This window comes from Bradyrhizobium sp. MOS001 (assembly GCF_004634465.1).
GTDB lineage: Bacteria > Pseudomonadota > Alphaproteobacteria > Rhizobiales > Xanthobacteraceae > Bradyrhizobium > Bradyrhizobium barranii.
In genome coordinates, this window is sequence record NZ_SPVJ01000029.1 from 76782 (window position 1) to 98740 (window position 21959).

General features: G+C 65.8%; 4 protein-coding genes. 2 read left to right on the plus strand and 2 right to left on the minus strand.

Going from position 1 to position 21959, the window contains the following annotated elements; translation table 11 throughout:
- Positions 1 to 2 precede the first annotated feature (2 nt).
- Complete coding sequence (locus tag CT676_RS28515) at positions 3 to 17036, minus strand: leukotoxin LktA family filamentous adhesin (protein WP_135215880.1); 17034 nt, start codon at positions 17034 to 17036, stop codon at positions 3 to 5.
- A gap of 71 nt (positions 17037 to 17107) precedes the next feature.
- Complete coding sequence (locus CT676_RS28520) at positions 17108 to 17863, minus strand: hypothetical protein (protein ID WP_085403209.1); 756 nt, start codon at positions 17861 to 17863, stop codon at positions 17108 to 17110.
- A 296-nt stretch (positions 17864 to 18159) separates the two neighbouring features.
- Here CT676_RS28520 and CT676_RS28525 point away from each other — a divergent pair, with 296 nt between their 5' ends.
- Positions 18160 to 19191, plus strand: coding sequence for an ABC transporter substrate-binding protein (locus tag CT676_RS28525; RefSeq protein WP_085403118.1), 1032 nt, complete (start codon positions 18160 to 18162; stop codon positions 19189 to 19191).
- On the plus strand, positions 19188 to 21878 hold the full coding sequence (locus CT676_RS28530) for a hybrid sensor histidine kinase/response regulator (protein WP_085403117.1): 2691 nt from the start codon (positions 19188 to 19190) through the stop codon (positions 21876 to 21878). The genes CT676_RS28525 and CT676_RS28530 overlap by 4 nt, the downstream gene beginning before the upstream one ends.
- The last annotated feature ends 81 nt before the right edge of the window (positions 21879 to 21959 follow it).

Below are 21959 nucleotides of genomic sequence, written 5' to 3' on the forward strand. Positions count from 1 at the left end.
CGTTACCATGCCTGTGCGAGACGGCCAACGGACGGCTTCGCCGTCTCGACCGCCGCATCCTTCCAGCCCGGGCGACCCACGCGCTGCCCCTGACGGCGCAGCTTGCGCAGGTCGCTCAGTCCCTCGATGTTGACGGCGGGACCGGAGCCGATGGTCTCGACCGGACGCGGCGTCAGCAGCGCATCGAGCCGCGCCTGGCCGGAGAGACCGAGCAAATAGAACGTCCCGCCATCCTTCTTCGCGAGCCAGGTCTCGATGCTCTCCTTGCCCTCGCCGTCGACCGGGATGTTGCGCACCATGCTGGCGCCGGTGAAGTCGTAGCAGCAGGTGTGCGTCGGCCCGTAATTGGTGACGCTCGCCGAGACGTCGCCGGTGTAGAACACCACGTAGGCGTTGCTGACATTGGCGTTGCCGATCTGGCTCATCGTGAACACGCCGCCCGGCTGGTAGAGCTGGAGCGTCGGCCCGTTGGTCGGCACCAGCGTCCGGTTGTTCAGGAACACCTGCTGGGTGGCGGTGGTGAGCATGAGCTGGCCCGGGACATAGCCGTTCAGGATCGTGACCGCATGCGCGTCGGTCCAGAAGTTCGCGTCCACCACCCTGAACTGGTTGACGATGATGCTGTCCGGGTCGATCGAGATGTTGGCGGACTTCGCGACGCCGCCGTTATAGCCGGTGATGTTCATGATCAGCGGGATCGCCGGATTCGAACGGATCTGCTCGCCCCTGACGTTGATCGTGTCTGCCGCCAGGTCGAGCTCCCGGACGACGCTGACCCAGTTGATCGTCAGGTCACCCGACGACGTCATCTTGACGATGTCGCCACTGATCCGGTCGAACGAGACCGATCCGGCCACATCGAAACGCGTCTCGCCGTTGGCGGTGATCGATCCGCCGCGGAGCGAGCCCGTGTCGGACTTGACGTAGAGGTCGCCGGCATCGCCCGGGATACCGGTCGTGGTGAGCTGGCTGAAGACGATATCGTTGACCGCATGCAGGGTCTGCGTGCCGCCGCTGATGGCGGTGCCAACGGTGATCCCTCCGGCCGTCGCGGTGACGTCGAGCGTGCCGCCCGCGCTAAGATTATCCCAACGAACGACGGTGCCGCTCAGGACTGCGTTGCCGGTCGTGGCCGTGAGGTTATGACCGGTGTTGGTCCCCGCCGCGATCAGCCTCGCCGAGCCATTGGCGGAGACCGAGCCCAGCGTTGGCACGCCGCCCGACATCACCGTTTGCGCCAGGATGAAACCGTTATCCGCATTGACGTTGACGCTGCCGGCGTCGCCGTTGATGCCCGTCGCCGTCAGCGCGTTGAAGGTGACGTTGTCGTGGGCGTGAATGGTCTGCGTGCCGCCGCTCTGCGCCGTCTGGAACGTGATGCTGCCCTGGCTTGAAGTCACGCCCAGCGTCGTGCCGACATTGAGGACATTCCAGTTGACCGGACCGCTCGCGGTCAGCAGGCCCGAGCCGGTCGTGGCGGCGAGCGTGTTGCCGGTGATGGTCGTGGCCGCAAGCAGCGTCGCCGAGCCGTTGGCTGAGACCGAACCCTGGCTCGTCACGCCGCCAGCCGTCACCGTCTGCGCGAGGATGAAGCCGTTGTCGGCGGTGACGTTGATGCTGCCGGCATCGCCCGTGATGCCGGTCGTCGTCAGCGCATTGAACGTCACATTGTCATGGGCGCGGAGGGTCTGCGTGCCGCCGCTCTGCGCGGTCTTGAAGGTGATGCTGCCCTGGCTTGCCGTCGCGCCCAGCGTCGTGCCGACGTTGAGCGTGTTCCAGTCGATCGGGCCGGTCGCGGTCAGCACGGCCGAGCCGGTCGTGGTGGCGAGCGTGTTGCCGGTGATGGTCGTCGCCGCGAGCAGCGTCGCCGAGCCGTGGGCCGAGACCGACCCCAGCGTGGTCACGCCGCCCGACGTCACCGTCTGCGCCAGGATGAAGCCGTTGTCGGCGGTGACGTCAATGTTGCCGGCATCGCCGGCATTTCCGGTCGTCGTCAGCGACTTGAACGTCACGTTCTGGCTGGCGTGGACCGTCTGCGAGCCGCTGCTGTCGGCGGTCCCGATGACGATGCTGCCGTTGTTCGCGACGGCACTGAAGCTGCCGCTCGCGCCGGTCGCCGTGCCCGCCAGCACCTGGTCGAGCGTCAGCGCGCCGGTGCCGATGATGTCCACGTTGCCCTTCACCGCGGAGAGCAAGCTCGCCTCGGTGTCGGTCAGCGCCTTCAGGTAGATGCCCCCGGCGCTCGCGCTCGCCGACAATTGTACGGCGTTGAAGGCGAGCCGGCTCGTGGCACTTCCGATACCGTTCGATGCACTCAGCGACAGCTCGGCGCCCGCGCCGGACGCGACGAACCTGGTCTGGCCGTCGCCATTGTCGAGGATCGCGCCAAGCGAGGCGACGCCACCGGCGGTGACAATGATCGAGGGCGCGTTCGAGGCCGCCGCATAGGACAGCGATGAATTCAGCTGGCCGATCGTCGCATCGCCCGTGGTGGTCACCGAGATCAGGCCGCCCGCGTTGATGGCCGAATAGGCGCCCATCGTCAGCGTCGCGGCAACCAGGGTGACGCCGTCCGAACTGCTGGTCGCAACCACCGGCGCAGCGCTGGTGCCGGCAGCGAAATTCATGCCGCGGTTGGCAAGCAGCTGCATCAGGCCGCCGCTGGTGATGTCGGCATTGACGGTGAGTCCGCCGCGCGCAGCGTTCAGCGTCAGCGCACCGCCGGCCGTCAGCGTCCCATAGGTGCCGCTCGTGCCGACTATGAGATCGCCGGTGACGGCGAGGATGCTGAGGTCGCCGACCGCCGAGCCGGTCACCGCGCCGGAGATATTCACCTGCAGCGGCTGGAAGGTCGAGCCGTTGAAGCCGATGTTGCCGCCGGCGCGCAGATCGAGGTCGGCGCCGAGGATATGGATCGCCGAACGGTCGGTGAAGCCGGCTTCGGCATAGATGCTGCCGGTCGCAGCGAGCTGGATCGCATTGCCGGCAGCAATGTTGCCGAGAATGAGATCGCCGGTGGTCTGCTTCAGGTAGATGCCCTGCGCCGACGAAACCTGGTCGAGCTGGTCGTTGGACGGATCCGCGAACGCGATCTGGAGCGCGTTCGTATTGTTCGCGGGGTTGCTTCCGGCGGTTCCCGAGGGGGCACCGACATTGCCGTGCTCGGCGATCAGGGTCAGGTTGCCGATATCACCTGATATCACGGCCCCGCTTGCGTTGGCGGAGATGCTGTTGACGGCGTCGAGCTTGACGTCGCCGCGGCCGGTCACCTCGATGCCGTTGGCCTGCGCGGCCGCGATCGGGCCGTAGTTCGCAGTGACGCCGCCGAGCGCGAGGCTGTTCTTGCTGCCGAGATAGATATTCGACAGCGCCTTGGCCGAGATCGCGATCGGGTTGTCGACGACGACGAGGTTCTGCTGCGACAGGCTGACCGTATAGGTCGTGACATGGGTCGTCGGGTCCGTGACCGCGCCGACGGTGAGCTGGCCGGGACCGGCCGTGGCGAGCAATCCCCTCTGCTCCGGCGTCAGCGACGAGGAATCGACGCTGGTGAAGGTGAACGTCTGGGGCGCGGCCGAATTGCCGACCGAGCCGCGCGGCGCGTACAGCATGATCTGGTTGGCGTTGACATTGGCCACGACGTTCTCGTCGATCGGCGGCGGCGCCGCGCCGACGGCCGACGACGACACCGTGTAGGCGAGCTGGCTCTGCGTCCACTGCGAGCCCGCGGTGATGATGCTATAGACCCGCTCGGTCGACGCCAGCGTATAGCTGTAGCTCGCATTGTAGGTATTGAGCGCCGTTTGCAGCGCCGTGTTGCTGGGCATTCGCTGATTGGCGGTTGCCACGCCGTCGAACAGTTTCGTGAACAGCGTCGTCGAAAGCGAAGTGCCGAACACCGTCCCCAGCGGATCCGCCGGCGCGGTGCCGAGCAATGTCGTCAGCGAGCTCTTGAGCTGGTCGGTGGTGATCTTGCCGAGCAGAAACTGGTCCCGCAGGAACCGCGTCGTGGCCTCGACCTGCATCTGCGTGGTCGTGACATTGGCGGGATCGATGATGCCGAGCTTGGCAGCCACCTGCGCCCGCAGCACCGTCAGCCCCACCGAGGTCGGATTGTAGGTGCTGCCGTCCTGGAACGCGATGTTCTTGAGCTGGAAGTAGTCGTTGTAGGCCGACGTCACCATCGACTGGTAGCTGTTGACGGCATTGGTGGCGGCGTTGCCGCTCAGCAGGTCGAGGCTCGCCCAGACGTCCTGCAGATGCTGGCTCTGCGCCTGGGTCAGACCAACCGCCGCGCGTCCGTTCAGGATGTTGGCTTGGTTGCCGTCGGAGCCTGCCGCCTCGAGGAACACCGGACCGCCGGTCGACTGGACCGTGCCGAGGCGCAGATCGCCCTTGGACTGGATGATGTAGGTGCCGGTGGCCGAGGCGCTGTCGAGAACGCCGCCATCGACAGTGCTGTTGGCCTGGACCGTGCCGGTCGCCTGGATCACCAGCGGATTGATGTTGGTCAGGGTGGACGCGCCGTTGACGACGGCGCTCTTCGCGCCGATCGCGCCGGAGGTGGAGTTGATCTCGATGTTCTTGCCGATCACGACGGGATTGGCGATGTTGTAGGCGGACGCCGAGTTGATGTCGCCGGTCGCCGAGAGGAAGACGCTGCCTTGCGGCGTGGTGCCTGCCGAATTCACCTTCACTTGATTGATCGACAGCGCGCCGATCGCCGAGATCGCGATGTCGCGGTCGATCGAGCTCGCGGTCAGGCTGCCGCCATAGAGTTGCACCTGGACGGGCGCCTTGGTGGTGCCGAGCGTGCCGATACCGCCGTCACCCCGAAGCGTCACGCTCGTCCCCGAGATCACCGGGTTGTTGGCATTGGCGGCGACCGTGATGGACGAGTTGGCGCCGGTGGCGGCAAGCGTCGTCGTGCCCTGCTGGTTGTTGATCGACCCGTTGATGACGATGCCCGAGGTCGAATTGACCACGACGTCGCTGCTACTGCCGCCGATGAACTTGATGTTGATCGGGTTCGACGCCTTGACCGTGTTGGTCAGCGTGAGCGTCAGGTGATCATAGATCGCCTGGTACCAGTTGTACTGGGCGTCCGCGCCGCAGCACGCGTTGGAATGGGTGTTGAGTCCAACGGGGCTCCCATCCGGGTTCACGCCTCCCGCCCAGTGATAGCTGCCTGTGGCGGTGGTGACTTTCTGATAGTTGCTGCTCTGCGTGCCTGAAACCAGGTTGGTCGAGCGGGTCCAGTTCTCGCCGGTGACCTGATTGGGCGTGAAGCTCCAGCCGTAGTCGAACTGCGTGCTGGTGGGTAGACGATCCAGCGTCGCGGTGTCGACCCATTGATAGAGCATGTTCTCCTGCGTCCGGTACTGGACGCCCGCCGTACCGGTCCTGGCCGTAAGCATCGACGGGTCGATCGCGGCCGCAGTGACACTGTTGGTCTCGTACCGCGACACCTGCTGACTGCTTGCAGCCTTGGGATCGTAAACCCACCACGTCGTCTTCCCCTTGAGCTGGTCGACGATCTCGACCACGCTCTGGGCAGTGACGCTGGTATTGATGGTGTTGGTGACCAGCTGGAGCCCGCTGGTGTTGTTGACGGTGACCGTGCCGGCGCCGCCTTTGATCTCGATGTTACCCTGGGTCTGGGTGCTGTCGGTCGAGGTCGAGATGATCTTGCCGTTGAGGTAGACGTAGCCGCCGGCGCCCTGCGCCACGCCATTCAGGATGAGCTGGTCGGTGAGAGCGTTGTACCTGACCCCGATCTTGGCGTCGCCGCTGGCCGACGCCGTCACGGAGCCCGAGATGTCGTAATAGACGCCGTTCCGCGCATTGGCCTGGGCCGCGGCAAAATCCGCGCCGCCGTTGCGGTTCTTGAGGCCGTTGCTGCCGTAGATGGCATCGTACGCCGCGGCGCCGATGTCGACCGAGTAATTGCTGCTCGAGCCGGCCTGGATGGTGCCGTTGATGTTGATCACCGACGCCGAGATGATGACCGCCTGGCCGCTGATGGTCCGGGTGGCAGTCGCGGTGGCCGGCGCGTCCGCGGTCTTCGGCGTGATCGCATCCGGCTGGATGTTGATCACCTGGAAGAAGCCCGAGCTGTCGCAGGCTGACGCACAGTTGAACGGCGTCTTGTACGGACCGCTATCGGTGTAGACGTTGCGGCCGTCATAAGTCGTTTTCTTCCACTGCGCGAGCACGACATTGGACGAGTCCTGCGACTGCCCCTCGATGATCTTGAGGGTCGCGATGTCAGGCACGCTGCCGGCATCGGGAGTGCTGGTGTTCCCAGGCGTACCCCTGCCCACCGGCAGGAAGATCGATGAATAGAGCGAGGTGCCGTCGTAATACGTCATCAGCATGCGCGCGGTGAAGATCGTGCTGGCGTCGGCGTTGCCGACGGGTTGATACACGCCGTGGCTGCCGTCGGTGCAGCAGTAATAGAAATAGGGGTGATCGGTTCCCGAAGCGATATGCGGAGCGGTATAGTAGTCGCCGTAGGCGCCGAGATAGGTCGCCGCCGTCATCACCGCGGTCAGCGCGTCTTCCGGCCTGTTTTCAGTGGTGGCCCATTGCGAGGTGACCGCGCTGCCGCTGTCGTAGAAGCTCCCGATACCGCCGAGGAAGGTGAAGGTGCCTTTGGGCACCACGATCTGGACGGTCGCGGCACTGAGCGACTGCGATGCGACGACGCTGCCGAGATTGTTGATGATCTTGAGCAGGCCGTTGGCGTTGTTGACGGCGCCGTTGAAATAGATGTCGGGCGTGCGGGTCAGCAAATTGCCGTTCTGGTCGATACCCTGGCCGGAGTCCGGATCCAGGCGGTTGTAGGTGGCGGAGACGTCGATGACCGGCGAGGCGCTCGGCATCGCGGTGAAAGTCACGTTGGAGTGCGAATCCGGGTCGACATGGTCGATCTGGCGGTAGGTGATGTTGCCTCCGGTCACATCGGCGACCGTGAGATTGCCCAGGCTCATGAAGTCGAGACCCTTGTTCTCGATCTTGATCAACGGCGAGCTGCGCGCGATGACCGCGGGCGCGGCAGGATTCGTGCCGCTGTTGCCGGTGAGCTTCTGGGCCAGGATCGAGACGTTGCCGGCGGACACCAGGATGTCGCCGAACGCGAAGGCGTTGCCGGGCGCGTCGGAGGTGAACGGCGCCTGCTTGATCAGCGTGTCGATCTGGCGCTGGATGTCGCCGGTCGGATCGGTGCCGGACGGCGACATGCTCGCGGGCGACGTGGGCGTCGCCGCCGCGAGCTGCGAGCGGACCTGCGCCGCGGTCAGGCCGGTCAGCGTCGCCAGCTGGTTGACCACCAGCTGGTAGGGATTGAAATTGCCGACGACGGCATACTGGACCGTCTGGTGGTTCCAGCTCATCACCGGGCTGAAATGATTGACGTCGGGGACGAGCTCGAGGACCGACGAAGAGCCGTTTGTCAGCAGGGTATACGGACTGGTCGTGCTCAGTGTCGGCGCGGCCGCACCGAGCTCGATCGTGATCGTCACATCGTTGTTGACGCCGGCCACCACCGTGCCATTGAGCGCGACATCGCCGGTTCCGCTGGTGTGGCTGTGATTGTCGCTGTTCTTGGCGCTGAAGATGTCCAGATACGGATTGTAGTTGCTGCCGTTGCCGGCCGCCGTGACTTGCCCCTGGGTTGCGCCCAGGTAGATGTCGCGCACACCGAGCACGCTCGAGGTGGGCGCAAGCGTCAGGCTCGTGGTGTCGTCGGCGTTGGCCGTGCCGCGATAGAGCGCGGAGATCGGAATAGCGGTGTTGTTGTAGACGACCGTCGTTGCCGTCGCCTGCACGCTGCTGAAGACGCTGCCGTCACCGGCGAGGCCCGCATAGATGGTGATGTCGCGCCAGGCCGCGATCTTCGCGTTGTCGCCGACATTGACGGACTGGTTGGCGTGGACCCAGCTGTTGGTGCTGGCACCGACGCCGGCGATCGCGCCGTAGAGGCTGGCATTGGCGTTGTTCGCCGCCGCCATCTTCGCGGCCGTGCCGATATAGATCTTGCCCACGCTGAACAGCTCGCGGGCATTGATGTTGACCGCGAGCGTGGCGTTCGCCGTCATGTTGGATTCGGCGCCGCCGCCGGCGAAGAAGCTGGCCGTGGCGAGGCTCGCCGTGTCGTTGGTGTTCAGCGTGTTGTAGGCCTCGATATTGATGAACGCCGCCGACGTCCGCGGATCGCCGTTGAGGCTCAGGACCGTGCCGGCGCCGATATTGGTGTTGACGTGCTGGGTGACGGTCGAGGTGCTGAGTGCGGCTGCACCCGAGAACGAGCCGCCGGAGCCCGACCGCGCGCCGCCGCCGCCCTGGTTGACGATGTCGTTGGCGATGACGACCATGTTGCCGCCCGCCGAATTGATTATCAGGTGCGTTCCGATCTCGGCAGTGGTGGTGGAGTCGACGTCGTTCTGCGCCTTGCCGGCCGAAACACCGGCCGTGGACGCCTGGTAGGCATCGCCGCTCGCGGCATAATTCGTGGTGTGCTTGGCATTGATGCGGAGGCCGCCGAAATAGAGCGTGTCATCCGCCGTGCCGCCGTCGAACCGTGCGTTGGTCACGGCGGTCGAGCTGGTCGTCGCGACCGCCGCGGCGCCGGCATAGGTGCCACCCGCGCCGACCGTCGCGTTGGAGACGTTGGTATCCGTGCCGGTGGCCGTGATCCGGAGGATGCCGGTGTAATTTTCGTGATTGAGATTATCCATGTCCGCCGGCGCACCCAGATAGGCATAGGTGTGCGCGCTCGACGACGTCTGCGCGACGGTGGCGCCGAGCGCCAGGAATCCGGTCGAAAGGCCCGTCCCCTCGGCATATTGGGCGCTGTCGTTCTCGGCCGCGATGGTGACGTCGGCGTTGGGAAGCCGGATCCCCATCCCGCCATAGGCGCTCACCGTCGCGTTCTCGGACGCCACGGCAAGGCTGCCCTGTGCGCCGATCAGCGAGCCGCCGCCGCCAGCGAGCGCCTTGGCCCACGTCGTGGTGCCGACGGTCGGAACCAGCGCCATGGCGGTTACCGCGAGCGCACCGCCCGAGAAGCTGACGTTGTCGCCGACATCGGCCGTCACCGTGGCGCCGACCGTGGACTTGGCGATGGCGACGCCGACGGCACCGCCACCGACCGAGACGCCGATTGCCTCGCTCGACAGGTTGGGCGCGATCGACGCCGACACCAGCGTGCCGACGCCGGCCGCCGACGTCGTGATCGAGGCACTGCTGCCGATCTCCGCCAACACGGACGAGTTCTCGTGGGCCTCCGCATCCGCACCGACGCCCGCGACGATGCCGCCACCAAGTGCTGTGGACGTCGTGGTCAAGGTGCCGGCGCCGCTTGCTCCAACTGCCAGAGTCGTGACGTTGACGGTGGAGCCGTTCAGAACCCTCGCAGCGACCGAGCTCGTTCGGCTTGCCGTTGCGACCGAAGCGCCGACAGCCACGGCGCCGCCGGTGACGCCGCCGGTGAAGACCACCTGGGTCGTCGAATCCTGCGCCATGACCGCGGCGCCAGTGCCGGTGCCGCCCGTGCCGGTGATCTGGCCGCCAAGCATCGCCACCACGGAGTTGCTGACATTGCCGACCGCGACAGCCGCATCGGCGCCGAAGTAAAGCGCCGCACCGCCGGCGATCGCCTCGGTGTCGATGGTCTTGCCGGCATAAGGTCCGGTGGTCGCGTCCTTGACCACCGCCGCAACGGTGACAATCGGTGCCGAGACGGCCAAAGGCGTATCTGCGGCCACCAGCACGCCGGAGCCGTTGCGTCCGTAGTCACTCAGATTGGCGAGCACGGTGCTGTTGACGCTGGTGTAGCCAATGCCGGCCCCGATGCCGACATTTTTCGCAAAGCCTGCGCCGAGCAGATACATCTTGGCCGCATTGGCGCTGGTGGCAGTGACATTGACCTGCGTGCCCGTGACGTTGCCGCCAGCGATCTGCGCGACGACGGCGTCGTTGCCGCCGCTCAGCACGCTGCTGACGTCGTAGGTCGAGCTGACGTTGGCGCTGTTCGGATTGCCGGCCGTGCCGCTGGCGACCGCGTTGCTGCCTTGCGTATGGTTGGTGCCGTTGTTCACGGACGCGATGGTGCCGTTGTTGCCCTGATTGAGCTGGCCGGTCTGCTGGCCCTGGGTGTCGGCATCGGCGGTGTTGGTGCCGATGATGATGACGCCGACCGTCGCGCCGATACCGACGCTGCCGCCGATGCCCGCGGTGACCGCGTAGGACAGCACCTCCTTGGTGCTGAGCGCATTGACGTTGATCGCGCCAGCCGAGTTCAGATTGCTGTTGCGGCTTTCCGCAATGGTCTGGCTCTTGAAGCTGATGACGTTGGCGGCGGCGCCGATGCCGACCCCTGCCCCGCTGGCGCCAACCGCGAGCGCCCCCGCGATCTCCTTGATCGCCACGTCCTCGGTCGCGTTGATGGTGACCGCGCCAGCCGCACCACCCGTCACCGATTGCAATGTGGTGTCGTAGACACCGGCGATGGTGGTGTTGTTGGCGATCTCGATGTTCGCCATGCCGGCGATCGCCGCCGTGCCGGTCGAGAGCGCACCGCCGATCGCATAGGCCTCGAAGCGGTTCTTGGTGGTGGCCTCGACGTCGAGCGCGCCGCTCAGATTGAGCGCGGTCGTGTGTGCAGCGCCATTGCCCTGATAGTGGAATTCGTCGCCGACATAGGCCTCGGTCCGGTTCGAGGAGACCTGGACCAGGAACGCCGCGCCGATCGCGGCCTGGCTGCCATAGGCGCCGGAGCCGTTCGCGGAGAAGATGCCGGTGTTGTTGGTGGCGTTCACCGTCAGCGATGCGGCCGTCAGCGCGCCACCGTCGACATAGGCTTCAGTCGTCGCCTGGAAGACGTTCAACCCGACCGAGCCGGTGTTGAAGCCGATCGCGATCGAGGATGCATCCTGCTCGGCATTGGCCTTCACGGTGACGGCGCCGACCGTCGGGCTCGACGACTGCGCGCCGCCGACAGTCGAATTGGTGATGTAGGCAAACGTACCGCGCTGCATCGTGGTGCTGATGATGGTAGCGCCGCCGCCGCCGTTGCCGGTCGGAGCCACGATGCCGGCACCGAACGCGCCGGAATAGGAGAAGCTCGACGCGGCGACCTCGATCTGCGGCGCCAGCGTCGACGAGGTCAGGCGCGTGTCGATGGAAGCGCTGTCGATATAGGCCCGGGTCTGCCCGCTCATCACATTGGTGATCGGGTTGATCATGATGGCGATGCCGCTGCTCGCGGCAACCGACGCGACGTTGGTCACGACCGCCTGGTGCGAGCTCGCGACCACGGTAAGGCCGCGCACGGTGTCCTGGGTCTCGGTGAGGTCGGGCGTGGTGTCGGTCGGGGCATGCGCGGTGCCGAGATCGAAGGCATGGACGAGCGAGCCGCTGTTGACCGACAGCGTGTCGGTGGTGCTGGTCCCGAGCGCATCGACCTTGGTGTTGGCGCCGCTGATATAGGCCGCGGTGGTTCCCGTGATCTGGTTGGTGACCAGCGAGCCGGCACCGCCGGCAGCGCCCTTGCTGATCGACACGGCACCCGCAAACACGGCCGCCTTGTCGTTGTTGCCGGCGATCACGGCGACGTTGTTGGTCGCGGTGACGTCGGCGCCGTTGATCCCGTTGGTGCCGGCGGCGGTGATGCTGGCGGTGACGTTGGTCCCCATCAGATTGGTGGCGACCGAACCGGCCAGCCCGACCTGCGAGGACATCGCGATACCGACGGCGACGGTCGAGATGCTGGCGTTCGAGTTCGCACCGACCGCGACGCTGCCCGAGGCGGTCAGCTTGGACCCGGTCACGCCAGCGCTGACATTGTTGGCGATGCTGCTGTAGACGAGTGCCAGGCCCGCGGCGCTGCCTTGCGTCGAGGCTCCCGCGACGGCGGCGGTTCCGGTGATGCTGGAATTGTCGGTCGCGTTGACGGAAATGTTCTTGGCCGTGACGGACGATTGCGTCGCGCTGGACTGGCCGTTGCCGATGGCCGCCGTAACGGTATTGGAGATGCTGCTGATCGTGGTACCGCCGACGCCCGCAAACTGTCCGGTCGCCAGACCAAAGCCGATCGTGACCGCCTGGATCTTGGAGGAGTCGACCGCGCTCACACTGACATTGCCGTTGCTGCCGGCGGTCATCAGGACGTTGGCGATATAGGCCGAATGCGTGGTTGCGATGGTGTTGTAGACGATCGAGGCGCCGACATTGTTCTTGCCCGCCTGGATGAGACCCGCAACGGAGACGATGCTGGCTCCCGGACCGTTGCCCGTGCCGCCGTTGAGCGCAGCCGCGCTGAAGTCGATGCAGTTCTGCCCGCCCGTGCCACCGGCGACCGTGCAGGTATCCGACGCGAGAAGATTGTTGTTCGACTTCTTGACGAGGTTGCCGAGCGCAGTGTCGAGCGCCGACACCGCGCCGCTGTCCGCCAGCACCGTCACGCGGCCGACATTGATGCTCACCGTCGAGCCGCTGTTGATATAGGCTGTCGTGGTCGGCGTGATCTCGCTGACGACGATCGCGCCGGCAAGTCCGTTGGCGCTGGCCCCGCCCCCGCCTGAGGCCGCACCGGCCGCAATCACGCTGGCGCTGTCGGCCATCACCAACAGGGTGTCGTAATTCGAGATCGCCGTGCTGCGGATATGCGCGTCGGTCGCGTTTCCGCCCGTGGGATCGGCGATCGAGGCATAGGTCAGCCCGATGCCGACTCCGGCCTGGCCGCCCGATATATAGAGAGAGCCGCCGCCGATCGCGATGTTCGTGGTCTGGTAGGCATCGACCTCGAGCGCCCGGTTGACGCCGGACGCCTGCCCCGTGATCGTCGAGCTCTCGATATAGGCGTTGGCGCTGTCAGTGATGATGCCGACGGAGGCCGACAGCGACGCTGAATTGGATTTCGATCCCGCCACGCCGATGGCAACGACGGTCTCCGAGCCGCCATTGAGCGCCTGCACCGTCACCGAACTCTGGTTGTTCATGGTGGTGCCGTAGATATAGGCGAGCGTCGCATTGTTCGACATCGCCGCCGCGATCGCGCCGCCGATCGCAGCCCCCGTGGCAGACCCTCCGGCCAGATTGAGCGCCGCGGAGCCGGAACCATTGTTGAGCATAGTGTCGTTCAGCGCCTGAACGATCGTGTTGGTCAGCACGGCGCCGGTCGTGGTGTACTTGTTGACCGTCGTGTTCCTGATATAGGCGCTGGTGCCGAGCGAGACGTCGCTCACCGACGAGCTGCCGGCGAGATCGAGGCTGAAGCCGCTTGTGCTCGATCCCGAGGTCGAACCAATCTTGCCCGCCGCCGTCGTCACGCCGGCGGTGCCTCCGGTCGAGGCGGCGCCGGCAGCGCCTGCCTTGTCGGAGAAACTCGACGACGCCGGGTCGGAGACGGCTGCCGCGACGGCGGCCGCCGTGATGCGTCCCGAAGTGGTCGCGCTGAGTGTCAGATTGTCGACATTGACCGCCCCGCTTCCGCCGCTGGTGCCGGCGAACGGATCGTTGGCGCTGAACACGCCGGGCCGGATGTCGGAATGGTTGTCGCCGATATAGGCGGAGGTGTCGGTATTTGCGCCGAGATAGGCGACCGACAAGCCGACCGCCGAACCGCCGCTCCCGTTATAGCTCATCGCGCCGGACAGCGTCACGACCGACAGATCCTGCTGCGCCAGAATGCCGACGGTCGGGGCATAGACGGTGGCCTGGCTCGAGATCGACGCGTGCGTCGTGTTGTTCAGGAAACCGAGCGAAGTGATGCCGTTCAGCGCCAGCGTGCCGGCAGCCTTGCCGGACGACGGTGCGACAGCGACGAACCGGTCGGAAGTGATCGCGTTGACGGCGATGTCGTCCGCAGCACGCAGCGTCGCACGGTCCGAAACGCCGGCGATGGTATTGGTGTTGAACTGGACGAGATTGAGCGCGCCGCCGACGGAGGAGCCGCCCGAGGTGTTGCCGAACAGGAAGCCGAGCGTGCCGACATTGCCGGCGGCGTCGATCGACGCCGTGGTCGTGGTGGCCGCGATCTGGAGGCTGGCGTTGTAGGTATGGACGTCGCCATTGTCCATCCCGACCGACCAGCCGGTGCCACTGCCGCAGGCCGCGGTCGCGCAGGTTGCCGTCAGGCTCGCGCTGCCGGCCACCCACGCCGTCGTGTTGTTGTTCACGACGAAATGGTTCAGCGAACCGGCGATGCCGATCGTGTCGCCAGCGTCCGCGGTGGCATTGGCGTAGCTGGTCAGGATGTTGCCGCCGACGCCGAGATTGCCGTTGAGGTGGCTCAGCACCGCGCCCAAACCATCCCACTTCAGCCAGGTGTTGGTGATCGGCAATTCGGTGGTGGCATCGACGGCGATATTCGCCGCGTTGACCAGGGTTCCGCCGCCGATATAGGCGTTCGAATTGTGGGTGAAATTGCCCCAGGCGACGGCCGCGCTGATCGCGGTGCTCTCGCCGGACACCGGGTCCTTCGTGATCGCGCTGGACGTCGCATTGCTGCGAACGCCGCGATCGATGACGTTGCTGGCGACGGCGACGTTGCCGCTGGCATAGATGCTCGGCGCGCCGCCGCTCGGATTCTGCGCGATCGCAGCGGTTGCGCTCTGCGTGCTGTTGGCCAGCGAGAGCGCGCCTGCGACTTTGAAATCGAAGCTCAACGGCATCAGCGAGCCCATATGGTCCCTGATGATCGACGTCGGCGCGGTGACGGCACGCAGTCCTCTTTCGATTGCCGCGATCAGTGCCGGGAGGCCGGCGATGGACGAAGCCATCGTGGAATTGAGCGTGGTATCGGACGTCGCTTCGACCAGAACGGACCCGTTCATCCGGTTGGCGGTATCGGTTCCGAGCGATGCGCCGAGCGTCGCGGTCGCGGACGTCGTGATGTCGCTGATGGCGAACGCGCCGCCGACAGCACCGCTCGCCCCCGTTCCGGGCGCCGCAACCGACGTTGCGCTGGTCGAGAACGAGTTGTTGTTGATCGCGCGCACCTTCAGGGTGCTGCCGCTCGTGTTCACCGTGCCGGCAGCAATATGCGCGCCGGTCGCGACGTTGGCGGTCGTCGTCACCGATCCCGTGGAATAGGCCACCGTCGGGACAATCTGCGCGCTCGTCGACGCCGCGAGGGCCGAGATGGCGATGGTCGCATCGTTGAGCGCCTTGATCTCGAGGTTGCCGCCGGCGTTGACCGTCGCGCCCGAGGCCACGTTGGTCGTGGCAGTGCCGTCGATCTTGCCGACGACCACGCCGGCCGCGACCGGCGTGAGGCTGCCGAGCAAGGTGGAGGCGACCGCCGGATCCGACGCGGTCTCCGTGGCATGCGCGGAAATGGTGACGTCGCCACGGCCGTTGATGTCGGCATGGCTGTTGATGTTGATGGTCGCAGTCGCGCTTGCCGCGACATAGCCGCCATTGAGCCCGAGCAGCGAGGCGGCAAGCGTCGAGCCGACAAGCGCGAAATCACCGGCCACCGAACCGTTCAGGAAGCTCGACACGGCCGTCGAGGTTGCGGTGATCGAGACGATGCCGCCGGTAATCTTGCCGTCGACCGTGATCGCCGTCGCGGCGGTGGCCTGGCCGGACAGCTTGATGTCGCTCGCCGTTGCCCTCAGCGTCACGTTGCCGTCGGCGTAGGTGGTCCCGCCGAAGTTGACCGACTGGGCCAGGATCTGCGCGCCATTCATGATCTCGATGTTCGGCGCGTCTATGATGACGTTGTTGGCGTTGCCGGTCGAATGGCCGGAGCCATCGAGACGGCGGGCATCGATCATCGCATGCGCGGCGAGCGTGATGGAATGATCGGCCTGGATGAGGTAGTCGGCACCGGCGCTGAGCCCGGCGAGCGCATTCACGATGGAGCTGTTCGACAGCGTCACGCCGGTGTCGCCCTGAGCGGCATCACCCACGACCACGTCGGTCGGGTCGATCAGCAGCGTGCCGGCCTTGCCGTTGTCCGCACTGAGATCGACCTTGATGCCTTTCCCAATGTCGATGATCCCGTTCGCGCTGAAGTCGACGAGACCGGCATTGCCCGTCTTCGCACTGGCATCGAACCTGGCGCCGCCCGCGACGGTCAGGTTCTGCGCCGCCTTCAGGCGGATCTCTCCGGCATTGCCGTTTGCGCTTGCGATGTTGAGATTGGCCTTCTTGCCGACATCGATGTTGTTGCCGGCCTGAACCGTGATGTTGCTCGGCGTCGCGCTCTTGCTCTGCGCAGTGAGGCGTCCGTTGATCCTGGCGTTGTTGACGGCGCCGATATGGATCGAGCCGTTGCTCACGGTGATCGCGCTGGCGCTGCGCAGGCCCTTGGAGTTGACGGAGGCTGCGAACTTCGCGGCGTGGTCGAGATTGGCGATGTCGCGCTGGCTGGCGCCGCCGACAAAGACGTTCTGCCCGGTCAGGCGCACACCGTCGATCGCGTTGATGCGGCCATAGATACGGATGTTGCCGTCGGGCGAGACAGGGAACGAGCCCGCCATCAGATTGCCGACCGCCGACTGGTTGATCTGCCCGCCTGCGCCGATCAGGCTGTCGGTGAACTCGCGTGTCGGCGTCGAGACGTTGAGGCTGCCGACATTCACCGTGCCGCTGCGGCCGACCACGAACCCCTTGGGGTCGGCGAAATAGACGTTACCGCCGATCGCGCCGTTCATGTAGGAGTTCAGCGTGCCGTTGACGTAGACCGGGGCGTCGCGAACGATGTTGACGAGGTTCTGCGTGCCGGTCGGCAGCTGCAGATTGACGGTGTTGCCCTGCCCGACGCTGAACTGCGAGAACGAGTTGAAGGCGTTGTTGCCCGAAATCGTCGACGTCGTGACGTTGGTCACGCTGCCTGATGTCTGAAGGCTCGTCCCGGTGCGGCCGTCCGGGGTGATCACGTTCGCCGTCTGCGCCTGCAGGCGGACGCTGAACACCGGCAGGAAGACCATCTGCATCGCGCAGAGCAGCGACATCGAGCGGAAGCGTGCCAGCCTCCGCAGCGTCGTCAGCTCGTCATTGTGTCGCGTCGCAGATGGTCCGCGCATTTCATATCCTCTTCATCGGCATTCGCGCCGATCCACAACCGGGTGGGAGAATGTCGTGAGGTCGTCCGGCATCAGAACTGGCCGGGCGGCAGCTTGAAGATGTCGGGGCTCTTGGCGTCCGCGACGTAGAACAGCAGCAGGCTGGTCGGGGTCAGCACACGCTGGTTGTTCTCCTTGTTCTCGAACGTGCCCTGCAGAAGCAGGATCACCGAGCGATCCTTGGCGTCGCTGCCACGGAACATCACGATGCCGCCGGCGACGGGCATGTTCATCGCGATCGAATCGGGCTTGAAGCCTTCGCCCATGAAATGGGCGCGCAGGATGTTGGCGTTGGAGAACAGCTTCTCCGGCGTCATCGCCGTGTCGGTCCCCTTCGACCAGACCGAGCCGACCTGGATCAGCGACTTGGACTTGTAGCCGAACACATAGGAGAGCTCGGCGGTGCCGCCGTTCGGCAGCAGCTCGGGAACGGAGAGCAGCAGACTGTGCGTCAGCTCGGACGCGTTGTCCTGCGCCCTGATCGCGTCGGGCTTGGCGCTGAAGTCCTTGGTCATCGCCGCGCGCACGTCGGATTCGTTCATGCCGAATTTGGCGGAGCGGAAGCCGTCGATCGCCTTGGTCGTCTTGTCGTCCGCACCGGCGGCCGGCGTCTCGGTCGCAGCAGCGACCGGCGCACCGGCGGCGGCAGCTGGCGCCGCACCGGCAGCGGCGGCTCTGGGTGCCGGCGCAGCCTTCTGCTTCGGCACCACTCCCTGAGCCGCGAGCGGCCCGGCTGCAACAGAGGTCAGCAGGCCCACGAGGGCCGGAAGAAGATAGATTTTGCGCATCGACAACCTTCGAAACAAACCTGAAACAACGCTTCAAAAAATCAGCCGCTCAGAAATCGACTTCTCCGAACCGTCGTCTCAACGAGACGGGAAATGTTGCAACGCCACAATGCGTTGCAGATCGTCACGGAGCAGACAAAGCTCGAAACAGCGACTCTTTGGCCGGGTAGGAATACGGTATCGGACTGCCGAATGCTGCGAATGAACATTCATAAGCGCATTTTTTCATCAATTGTGGACACCGCCCTTTCGCGTTAAGCATCCGGCTTGGGACAGACCATCGTGCAAAGAATTCCATGACCGAACGGCCTTCCGCGTTCGCGCTCGATCGCCGCGGCTTCATTCGCCTCGCGGGCACAACCGCTGCAGGATGGATTGCGATCGGCGCAACGTCAGATCGCATGCGGATCGTTGCCTCGCTGACGGGATTGCCGCTCGACGACGAACTGACCAGACGGAGCATGACCGACAGCCCGACCTCCCGCCTGGGTGGTCTCATCGTCGGCTTGAGGCAGCGAGGCTGGGTCGAAGGCGTCAACTTCCGCCTCGAACTTCGTTCGACCTTCGGCGGACCGGACAAGCTCAAGACCGCGGTCCAGGAGTTGCTCGAGCTCAAGCCGGACGTGATCCTGACCGGCTCGACCATCGAAACCGCCGCAGTCTTTGCCGCCACCAAAACCATCCCGATCGTTTTCGCGACCGCCAACGATCCCGTCGGCAACGGCTTCGTCGAAAGCCTCGCGCATCCGGGCGGCAACGTCACCGGCTTCACCAACAGCACCGCCGAAATGGGCGGCAAATGGCTTCAGCTCATCAGGGAGGCGGTGCCGGGTCTCGCGCGCGTCGGCGTCCTTTTCAACCCGGCGACCACGCCCCGCGCCGGGCGCTTCTTCCTCGAATCGATCGAGCAGGAAGCTGCGACATCAGGGGTGTCCGTGGCCCCCGCGCCCGTTAACGCGCCAACGGACATCGACGAAACCATCAGGCGCTTTTCCGAACCGCCCAAGGCGGCGCTGGTTGCGCTGGTCGACAGCTTCCTCGTGGTCCACCGTCAGGCGGTCGTGGCGGCGGCGGCCAAGCATCGCGTCCCCACGATCTATCCGTTCCATTACTTCATGGATGCGGGCGGACTGATGAGCTACGGGCCGACGCTGGAGGTGCGCTCGGCCGATTACGTCGATCTCATCCTGCGCGGCACCAAGGCCGGAGATCTGCCGGTGCAATCGCCGCGGAAATACGAGCTCCTGATCAACCGCACTGTCGCCCGCTCGCTCGGATTGAACATTCCATTCACGCTGCTGGCGCGCGCCGACGAGATCCGCGAGTGAACGAGGCGATCGACCAGGGACATTTGCGGACGCCCCCGGGCCGGTTGTTCCGAAAATATCTCTACTCGATCGTCGCCCTCGCCTTTGCCGCACTCGCCATCAACACCGGCTTCGACGTCTGGTTCTCCTATCGCGAGCAGAAGCAGCTTCTCGCGGCGACCCAGCGCGAGCAGGCAGCAAGCGCGGCCATCCAGATCGGCCAGTTCATCGGCCAGATCGAAAGCCAGATCAGATGGCTCTCGCGGCTGCCTCCGGAGCTGTCGAGCAACGAAGACGACCGCCTGAACGCCATCCGGCTCCTGCGCCTCTCGCCCGCGATCGCGGAAATTGCCGAGCTCGATTCGCAGGGCCGCGAGCAGGTGCGCGTGTCGCGCCGTGTCGCGGACAGAGTCGGCAGCAAGGCCGATCTCTCGGCCTCGCCGGCCTTCCGCGGTGCCAATGAAAGCCGGGCCTATTACGGGCCGGTCTACTTCCTCGGCGACACCGAGCCGTTCATGACGCTCGCCACGCGCGGGACCGGACGGAATCCCAATGTGATCGTAGCCGACGTCAATCTGCGCTTCATCTGGGACCTCGTCGCCGGGATCAGGGTCGGCAACACCGGCAAGGCCTATGTGGTCGACCGCATGGGAGTCCTGATCGCGCATCCCGATCTGTGGCCGGCGCTGCAACGGACCGATCTCTCCGGGCATGCCGACGTGCGCGCCGCACTCGATGGCGTGGGGCCGCCTTCGGGCGGCCTGGTCAAGGGGGATCTAACAGGCCTGCGCGTGCTCTCGACCTATGCGACGGTCCCCTCGCTCGGCTGGCTGGTGTTCGTCGAGCTTCCGCTCAGCGAAGCCTACGCCCCGATCTATGCATCGATCGGACGCGCGACGTTTCTCCTGGTCGTCCTGCTCGCCTGCGCGGTCCTGGTGTCCCTCTGGCTCAGCCGGCGCATGACCGTGCCGATCCAGATCCTGACGCAGGGCGCGCGGCGGATCGGCAGCGGCGATCTCGGCTTGCGGCTCGCGATCAAGACCGGCGACGAGCTGGAAGCGCTCGGCGACCAGTTCAACCGGATGGCCGCTCACTTGCGCGACTCCTATGCGACGCTCGAGCGCAAGGTCGTCGAGCGGACCGCCGAACTCGAAAAGACCCGCGATCAGGCCCTGGCCGAGCATGACGCGGCCGAGCGCGCGCGCAGGGCCGCCGTGCTGGCCAACGAGACCAAGTCGCGCTTCCTCGCCGTCGTCAGCCACGAGCTGCGCACGCCGCTGAACGGCGTCATGGGCGTGCTGCAGCTGCTCGACGACGGCAGCCTCGGCGAGGCCCAGCGCCGCCACCTCGCGACTGCGGAGGCATCGGGCGAAACGCTGATCGCGCTGGTCGATGCCATCCTGGAATATGCCCGCCTGGAGGCCAGCACCGAAACGCTGGAGACGCGCGACTTCCGCCTCCACCAGCTGATCGAGACCGCAGCGGAGCTGATGTGTCCGCAAGCCTTCGGCAAGGGCCTGACCTTCGACCTCGCCTGCGATGCGACGGTCGACACATCGGTGCACGGCGATCCGGTCAGGCTCAACCGCATCCTGCTCAATCTGATCGGCAATGCCATCAAGTTCACCCCGCACGGCGGAATTGCGCTCGCGGCGGCCGCCGAGCAACGCGACGATCATGTCCTGCTGCGCATCACCGTTCGCGATACCGGCATCGGCATCGCGCCCGACATGCACGAGCGCATCTTCGACGATTTCGTCCAGGCCGACGACAGCATCGCGCGGCGGTTCGGCGGCACCGGCCTCGGACTCGCGATCGCGCGCCGGCTCACGCGCCTGATGCGCGGCGAGCTGACGGTGGAGAGCACGCCGGGCGCGGGCAGCACGTTCACGCTTCAGGTGCCGCTCGGCCTCGCCGCAAGCGGCGTCGCGCAAGGCGCGGTCCCGCCGCCGTCGCGGCAGCTCCGGGTGCTGCTGGTCGACGACGATCCCGTCAATTGCGAGGTCGGCGAGGCGATCCTGAACCGGCTCGGCCATCGCGCGACGATCGCGAGAGACGGCGCGTCGGCCATCGCGCTCGCCCGCGATCAGGCATTCGACATCATCCTGATGGATCTGCACATGCCCGACATGGACGGCGTCGAGGCGGCATCGCGAATCGGCAAGCTCGGTCTGCCGAAAATGCCGCGCATCATCGCCGTGACCGCCGACGTGTCCACCAGTGCCCGCGAGCGACTCGCAAGCGCCGGCATCGCCAAGGTCGTCAGCAAGCCGATCCTGATCAACGCGCTGCGCGAGGCGATCGAGGACGCCCCGGATGAGCCGGCCGCACCACAACTCGCCGCGGGCGCATTGATCGACCTGCATTTCCTCGACGACCAGCGCGAGCTGCTCGGCCCCGCGCAAATCGAAAAGCTCCATCATTTGCTGGGGGAGACCAGCGGCAAGCTGATCGCAGACATCGCCAAGGCGGCAGCGATTGGCGATCACAAGCAGCTTGCGCGGCTCACGCACCAGCTCGGCAGCGCCGCCGGCGCGCTCGGCCTCGTCCGCTTGTTCGAGCGCAGCCGTGAGATCGAACTGGCGGCGCCCTCGATGTCCCCATCCGAATGCCAGAGCGCCGCGCGCGATCTCACCGCACTTCGTGATGCCTCGATGAGTGCGCTGGACGATCTGCTCCGGCCGGCCGAGCAGCGTTCAGTCAGTTAGGGATGCTCAGACCAGTTTGCCGAGCCCGGATTTGGCCTGGCGGACCATCTGATCGCTAGCGCCTTCCGTTTGCGACCCGAA